The following is a 6,920-nucleotide window of genomic DNA, read 5'->3' as shown; positions in this document are numbered from 1 at the left end:
CGGGCCCGCCCCCCCCCGGCGGGCCCGGCGGGCCCCCCCCACGGGTTTTCTTGCAGCGCGGCCAACGCGCGTGGGGGGGGCCCCGGCGAACGGGTGGGGCGGGCCGCAGGCCGGCGGGCCGAACGGGAGCACGTCCGACCCGGACTGGGCCGCGCTGGCCGACCGGCACGAGCGCGAGAGGCGGCGGCGCCGGCAGCTGCGGGTGATCGGCGGGGCGGTCGCGGCCGTCCTGGTGGTCGGCGGCGTCACCGCCCTCGCGGTCACGCACACCTCGGCGCCCGGCACCCCGTCCGGAAACAGCGCGAAGGGCGGCCCGGCCGCGAGCGCGACCGGGGCCGCGGCGGACGGCGGGGACGCCGAGCCGGTCGACGTCTCCGCAGCACCGGGCTCGCCGTCCGCCGGATCGCCGTCCGCGCCGTCCGGCTCGGCCGCGCCCTCCTCGGCGCCGAACGGGCGGGCCTCCGGGAAGGCCTCCGCCGGTACCTCCGCCGGCGCGCCCGCCGACCCGCTGGCGGTGATCTCCGCCGCCGCCGCCACCGACACCGCGCCGCTCGACCCGGCGGCGCTGTTCGCCGACCACCTGACGGTCGGCGGCCACAGCTGGACCAGGCTCGCCACCGCCACCACCAGCCCCTGCTGGAAGGCCACCACCGGCGGCCTGGGCGATGTGCTGGCCGCCCAGGGCTGCCGCGCGATGCTGCGCGCCACCTACACCTTCGGCAGCAGCGCGGTGACCGTCGGCATCGCGGTGACCGACTCGCGCGGCCAGGCCGACGCGGCCGCGGCCGGCCACCACGGCCAGGTGCAGGGACTGGTCCCGTCCGGCCACACCTCGTACTGCGTCTCCGCCGGGTGCGCCAACACCCACGGCTCGGTGGGCCGGTACGACTACTACACGGTCGCCGGGACGGTGCAGCCCGGCGGCAACACCGCCGATGCCGCGGCGAGCGCCGCGCAGACCGCCTTCGCCGGGTACGCCCGCGCGCAGTTGCTGGCCCGCGGCCGCCGCTGAGCGCGCACCCGGTCAGGCGGCGGCCGGGACCGGCTCCCGCCGGGGCCGGCACAGGGTGAGGAAGGCGAGTGCCGACAGCAGCGCGCAGACCAGTACCACCAGGCCCAGCGCCGTCGCCGACGGGTGGCCGCCCGCGCTGCTCAGCGGGGCCACCACGGCGCCGCAGACGAAGGTGGCGACCCCGAGCAGGGCGGAGGCGGAGCCGGCCGCGTGCGGGGCCAGGGTGAGCGCCCGGGCCGAGGCGTTGGGGCCGACCACGCCCATCGCCGCCATCAGCAGGCACATCGCCGGGGCGGCCACGGCCGGCCCGGCACCCGACAGCCCGGCGAGGGTCAGCACCGCACCGGCCAGCACCGCGCCGGCCTGCCCGGTGAGGATCAGCGCCGCGGGCGTCAGCCGTCCGGCCAGCACCCGTCCGTTCAGCTGGGTGGAGGCCATCAGGGCCGCGGAGTTGACCGCGAAGAGCAGGCTGTAGGTCTGCGGCGAGACGTGGTAGACCTCCTGGAGCACGGTGGAGGAGCCGCTGACGTAGCCGAAGAGCGCGCCGAACGAGAAGGTCGTGGTCGCCGTGAAGCCCACGAACCGGCGGTCCCGCAGCAGGCCGCCGACCGCCCGGACGGTGGTCGACAGTCCGCCCGCGTGCCGCCGTTCGGGCGGCAGCGACTCGCCCACGCCCAGCGCCGCGGCGACCGTCAGCAGCACGCCCACGGCGGCCAGCAGGACGAACCCGCCGCGCCACGAGGTGACGTGCAGCAACTGGGCGCCGAGCACCGGCCCCAGGATCGGGGCCAGCCCGGAGACCAGGGCAAGCGAGGCCATGAAGCGGATCATCGCCACGCCCTCGTAGCGGTCCCGGGCCACCGCGCGGGCGATCACCAGCCCGGCGGCACCGGCCGCCCCCTGGGCGAAGCGGGCCGCAACCAGGACGGGCACGCTCGGTGTCAGTGCGCACACCAGGGTGGCCACCGCGTACAGCCCCATGCCGGCCAGCAGCGGCCGGCGCCGGCCGTGCCGGTCGCTCGCCGGCCCGAACAGCACCTGTCCGAGGGCCATGCCCAGCAGTGAGGCCGTCAGGGTGAGTTGGACGGCCGGCGCGGTGGAGTGCAGATCGGTGGTGAGGGCCGGCAGCGCCGGCAGGTAGAGGTCCGTGGTGAGCGGCCCGAGCGCCACCAGCGCGCCGAGCACCAGGACGGCGCCCCGCCCCGGCGCCGCCGGCGCGGCCGCGGAGCCGGTCCGGGCCGCAGTGGAGCGCTCGCCCCCCGCGTCGATGCTCGGGCCTGCCATCGCACTCCTCACCGTGGTCGCACCCGGCAGCAGGCCGGCGTTCGCACCCTAACCCACGGTTCCCGGGGCGGCCTCGGCACGGAACTCCCGGACCACCTCGATCCGGCCGACGATGTGGCGGTTGAACTCCGTCAGCTCCTCGGCCGGCACCCAGAGCTCCAGGATGGTCTCGCCGCCGGCCTGCCGGACGGGGTAGCGCGCCAGGAAGGCCGTCTCCACCTCGAAGCGGGTGACGAATCCGGCGCCGGAGGCGGGCACGTTCCAGTCCCGGGCGATCCGGACGGCGTAGTCCTCGTTCAGCACCGGGTAGAAGATCGGCTGCTCGGGCAGCCGCGGCGGCCAGGCCCGCCAACCGGACGCCTCGACGAGCGCCAGTTCGGTGGGGCCGGTGGGGCGCCAGAGCGTGGTGGTCTCCATGGCGGCCCACCGTAGGGGCCCGCCGCCCGCCCCGGCCAGGCATTTCCAGGCGGGCGGCGCCCGGCTGCCGCCGGGTGCCGAGCGGTCCGTCAACTCCGATGTACGACCGCAGTCTTGACGCGGACAGGCCGGGCTGCTTCATTGGTGCATCACGTTAGGAAACTTTCCTGACGATTGAGCCTCGAACCCCTCCTCCCCGGGAACGGTGACCCATGCCCGCACGCGCCCTCGCCCGTCCGCTCACCGCCCTCGCGGCCGCCGCCGCGCTGACCGCCGGCGCGCTCGCCCTCGCCCCGGCCGGGCAGGCCGCCACCGCCGACCCGGTGGGCCTCAACGCACCCTACGAGTACCTGGGTTGGGGCAGCCCGCAGAAGCCGGCGGACGTCATGGCGGCGACCGGCGTCAAGCAGTTCACGCTGGCCTTCGTGCTCAGCGACGGCGGCTGCAACCCGAAGTGGGACGGCAGCCGGGCACTGACCGGCGGGAGCGACCAGAGCGCGATCAACGCCATCCGGTCCGCCGGCGGCGACGTGGTGGTCTCCATCGGCGGCTGGAGCGGCAACAAGCTCGGCGAGAAGTGCACCTCCGCGAGCGCACTCGCCGCGGCGTACCAGAAGGTGGTCGACGCCTACCACTTGAAGGCCATCGACATCGACATCGAGGCCTCCGAGGTCGCCAGTGCGGCCGCGCGGCAGCGGGTGGTCTCCGCGCTCAGGACGGTCAGGGCCAACAACCCGGGCATCCGCGAGTACGTCACCTTCGGCACCACCACGAGCGGTCCGGACGCCGACGGGCTCGACCTGATCAAGAAGGGCGCGGCGGCCGGGCTCGCCCTGGACGGCTGGACGATCATGCCCTTCGACTTCGGCAGCCACAGCGGCTCGATGGGCAGCGTCACCACCAAGGCGGCCGACGGCCTGCAGAAGGCGGTGGCGAGCGCCTACGGGTACGACAGCGCCACCGCGTACCGGCACATCGGGATCTCGTCGATGAACGGGAAGACCGACGAGAGCGACGAGACCGTCTCCACCGGGGACTTCACCACGATCGCGAACTACGCCAAGGCGCACCACCTGGCGCGGTTCACCTTCTGGGCGGTCAACCGCGACCGCTCCTGCCCGTCCGGCACCTCGGCCGGGGACTCCTGCAGCGGGATCTCCCAGTCGCCGTACGCCTTCACGAAGATCGTCGCCGGCTACCACGGCTGAGCAAGCGGCGGACGGCGCCGGTCAGCGCCGGGCGATCAGCGCCGCCTCCGCGAAGTTGTCCCAGTGCGCGGCCGCGCCGGGCGGGATGCACGCCCAGTCCTGCATCGGCCGGCCGCCCATCGGGTCGAAGAGGTGGGCGCCGGGCAGCCGCAGCGCCTCGGCGAGGGCGGGGGTGTCACGGCCGAGCCGGCAGACCAGGCCCTCCTGGTGCAGGCCCGCGAAGGCCTTGCCGTCGGCGTCCTTCAGGCAGGGCATGCCGAACATGCTGGCGCGGCTGACGCCGCGCGGCGCGAGCTCCGCGGCGATCTCGGCATAGCGGGCCGCCGGGTCCGGGTCCTCGGTCATGGGGTCATGGTGCACCCCCCGGGGCCGCCCGGCCAGGCGGCCGGGCCCGCCGGGGGCCTTGAGCCGCGCGGGCCGACATGTAAGGATTGAGGCCCGTGAGCATCCCTGTACACGCGCTTCCCGCGTCCCCGCTGACCGCCGCCGTCGCCCAGACCCCGCTCGCCCCGCTGGACATCGCCGCCAACGCGGCCACTGCCGCCGGCCTGGTCCGGCGGGCCGCCGAGGGGGGCGCCCGGGTGCTGCTGCTCTCCGAGCTCTTCCTGACCGGCTACGAGCCGGCCGCCGTCGCCGCCGACCCCGCGCGGCTCACCGTGGCCGACGACGACCCGCGCCTGGACGTCCTCGCCGGGGCCTGCGCCGACACCGGCACGGCCGTGGTCCTCGGCGCACCGGTCCGCGACCGGGCGGCCGGCGCCCTGCACATCGCGGCCCTGGCGCTGGACACCGCGGGCCGGCGGACCGCCGCCTACCGCAAGCAGTTCGCCACGCCGAACGAGCGCGCGGCGGGCTTCTCCCCCGGCGACGCCGGCTGCACCCTCGACCTCGACGGCTGGCGGCTCGGCCTCGGCGTCTGCTGGGACTCGGGCTTCCCCGAGCACGCCCGGGCCGCCGCCCTCGACGGCGCGCACGCCTACCTGGTCGGCGCGCTCTTCGGCACCGGGCCGGGCGCCCACCAGCGCCGCACGGTCTTCCCCGCCCGCGCCCTGGACAACACCCTGTACGTGCTGCTGGCGAACCACATCGGCGTCTCCGGGCCGTACACCGGCTGCGGGCGCAGCGCCGTCTGGGGGCCGGACGGGCGGCTGCTGGCGGAGGCCGCCGAGGACGCCGCCGAGCTGCTCACCGTACGGCTGGACCCGCAGGCCCTGGCCGCGGCCAGGGCCGAGGACCCGGTTCTGGTGCAGCCCGGGCTCACCGCGCCCGCGGCACCGCGCACCACGGCCCGGCTGGGCTGACCCCGCCCGGGCGGCACCGGGTGCGCCGGCCGGCGGCACCCGGTGGCGCGGTCGTCCCCGGTCCGGCGCGGCCGGAAATACCGCGGGCCGCCGCACGGCTGTGCTGTGCAGGAGGTGTCGCACGATGGGTGACGAGCAGAACGGCGGGACGCACGAGGGGTACCGCGTCGAGCACGACTCGATGGGTGAGGTGTGGGTGCCCGCCGACGCGCTGTGGCGGGCGCAGACGCAGCGCGCGGTGGAGAACTTCCCGGTCTCCGGCCAGCGGCTGGAGCGGGCGCACATCGCCGCGCTGGCCGTGGTCAAGGCGGCCGCCGCGGTGGTGAACGCGCGGCTGGGCGTGCTGGACGCGGAGACCGCGGAGGCGATCCGGACGGCCGCCGAGGAGGTGGCGAGCGGGCGGTGGGACGACCAGTTCCCGGTGGACGTGTTCCAGACCGGCTCCGGCACCTCGTCCAACATGAACGCCAACGAGGTGATCGCCACGCTCGCGACCGAGCGGCTGGGCCGCCCGGTCCACCCCAACGACGACGTGAACGCGAGCCAGTCCTCCAACGACGTCTTCCCCTCGTCGATCCACATCGCGGCCACCGCGGCGGTGACCGGCGAGCTGATCCCGGCGCTGGAGCACCTGGCCGCCGCGCTGGAGCGCAAGTCGGCGGAGTTCGCCGAGGTGGTGAAGTCCGGCCGCACGCACCTGATGGACGCCACCCCGGTCACCCTCGGGCAGGAGTTCGGCGGGTACGCCGCGCAGGTGCGGTACGGCGTCGAGCGGCTGCGCGCGACCCTCCCCCGGGTGGCCGAACTCCCGCTCGGCGGGACGGCGGTGGGCACCGGGATCAACACCCCGCCGGGGTTCTCCGCGGCGGTGATCGCCGAGGTCGCGAAGACCACCGGGCTGCCGCTGACCGAGGCCCGCGACCACTTCGAGGCCCAGGGCGCCCGCGACTCCCTGGTCGAACTCAGCGGCCAGCTGCGGACGGTGGCGGTCGGCTTCACGAAGATCGCCAACGACCTGCGGTGGATGGGCTCGGGCCCGCGGACGGGCCTCGGCGAGATCAATCTGCCGGACCTGCAGCCCGGTTCGTCGATCATGCCGGGGAAGGTCAACCCGGTGCTGCCGGAGGTGGTGCTGATGGTGGCCGCCCAGGTGATCGGCAACGACACCACCGTGACGGTGGCCGGGGCGAGCGGCAGCTTCGAGCTGAACGTGATGCTCCCGGTGATCGCGCGCAACGTGCTGGAGTCGGTGCGGCTGCTCGCCAACAGCGCCCGGCTGCTGGCCGACCGGACGGTCGACGGCATCACCGCCAACGTCGAGCGGGCCCGCGAGTACGCGGAGTCCTCGCCGTCGGTGGTCACCCCGCTGAACCGGTACATCGGCTACGAGGAGGCCGCCGCGGTGGCCAAGCAGTCGCTGGCCGAGCGCAAGACGATCCGCCAGGTGGTGCTGGAGCGCGGCTACGTGGACCGCGGGCTGCTGACCGAGCGGCAGCTGGACGAGGCGCTGGACGTGCTGCGGATGACCCGGCCCTGACCGCTGCACCCGACGCCGGACGGGGGGGGGGGGGGCCCGGGGCGCGGGGCGACACCGGGATCGAGGGCCCGGACGGCGGCCGCGCCCGGGCCGGCTGCGACTCCGTCGACGTGGAGCCCGGGGACGTCCTGGTGGTGGAGACCCCGGGCGGCGGCGGGTAC

Annotated in this window: 7 protein-coding genes; 4 read left to right on the top strand and 3 right to left on the bottom strand. The window is 75.9% G+C overall.

The genetic code is table 11. From position 1 onward, the window contains the following. The first annotated feature begins 70 nt into the window (after positions 1-70). Entirely contained in the window at positions 71-1,012 is a 942-nt protein-coding gene (locus tag ACFV0G_RS31915) for a hypothetical protein (RefSeq protein ID WP_380555549.1), read from the top strand. Between the two features lie 12 nt (positions 1,013-1,024). On the opposite strand, the gene ACFV0G_RS31910 is transcribed toward ACFV0G_RS31915, so the two are convergent. After that, complete coding sequence (locus ACFV0G_RS31910; RefSeq protein WP_380555547.1) at positions 1,025-2,296, bottom strand: multidrug effflux MFS transporter; 1,272 nt, start codon at positions 2,294-2,296, stop codon at positions 1,025-1,027. A 48-nt stretch (positions 2,297-2,344) separates the two neighbouring features. Beyond that, positions 2,345-2,713: an ADP-ribosylation/crystallin J1 gene (locus tag ACFV0G_RS31905; RefSeq protein ID WP_380555545.1), complete on the bottom strand. Its 369-nt coding sequence runs from the start codon at positions 2,711-2,713 to the stop codon at positions 2,345-2,347. 212 nt (positions 2,714-2,925) lie between these two features. On the opposite strand from ACFV0G_RS31905, the gene ACFV0G_RS31900 reads away from it, so the two are divergent. Next, positions 2,926-3,921, top strand: a complete 996-nt coding sequence (locus tag ACFV0G_RS31900) for a chitinase (RefSeq protein ID WP_380555543.1) — start codon at positions 2,926-2,928, stop codon at positions 3,919-3,921. 21 nt (positions 3,922-3,942) lie between these two features. Here ACFV0G_RS31900 and ACFV0G_RS31895 read toward each other — a convergent pair whose 3' ends face one another. Further along, entirely contained in the window at positions 3,943-4,266 is a 324-nt protein-coding gene (locus ACFV0G_RS31895; protein WP_380555541.1) for a hypothetical protein, read from the bottom strand. A 95-nt stretch (positions 4,267-4,361) separates the two neighbouring features. Between ACFV0G_RS31895 and ACFV0G_RS31890 the strand changes: the two genes are divergently transcribed. After that, the gene (locus tag ACFV0G_RS31890) at positions 4,362-5,222 is read left to right on the top strand and encodes a carbon-nitrogen hydrolase family protein (protein ID WP_380555539.1); all 861 of its coding nucleotides are present in this window, start codon (positions 4,362-4,364) and stop codon (positions 5,220-5,222) included. 124 nt (positions 5,223-5,346) lie between these two features. Continuing rightward, positions 5,347-6,759 carry a class II fumarate hydratase gene (locus ACFV0G_RS31885; protein ID WP_380555537.1) on the top strand — a complete coding sequence of 471 codons (1,413 nt, stop codon included), beginning with the start codon at positions 5,347-5,349 and terminating at the stop codon, positions 6,757-6,759. Positions 6,760-6,920 lie beyond the last annotated feature (161 nt).

Source organism: Kitasatospora sp. NPDC059571 (assembly GCF_042735675.1).
Taxonomy (GTDB): domain Bacteria; phylum Actinomycetota; class Actinomycetes; order Streptomycetales; family Streptomycetaceae; genus Kitasatospora.
Note: the sequence above shows the minus strand (reverse complement) of the source record. Positions and strands in the feature narration are given on the sequence as shown.

Coding starts and splice junctions, on each gene's coding strand:
- ACFV0G_RS31895 (WP_380555541.1), bottom strand. CDS start 4,266: ATGACCGAGGACCCGGACCCGGCGGCCCGCTATGCCGAGATCGCCGCG.
- ACFV0G_RS31885 (WP_380555537.1), top strand. CDS start 5,347: ATGGGTGACGAGCAGAACGGCGGGACGCACGAGGGGTACCGCGTCGAG.
- ACFV0G_RS31900 (WP_380555543.1), top strand. CDS start 2,926: ATGCCCGCACGCGCCCTCGCCCGTCCGCTCACCGCCCTCGCGGCCGCC.
- ACFV0G_RS31905 (WP_380555545.1), bottom strand. CDS start 2,713: ATGGAGACCACCACGCTCTGGCGCCCCACCGGCCCCACCGAACTGGCG.
- ACFV0G_RS31910 (WP_380555547.1), bottom strand. CDS start 2,296: ATGGCAGGCCCGAGCATCGACGCGGGGGGCGAGCGCTCCACTGCGGCC.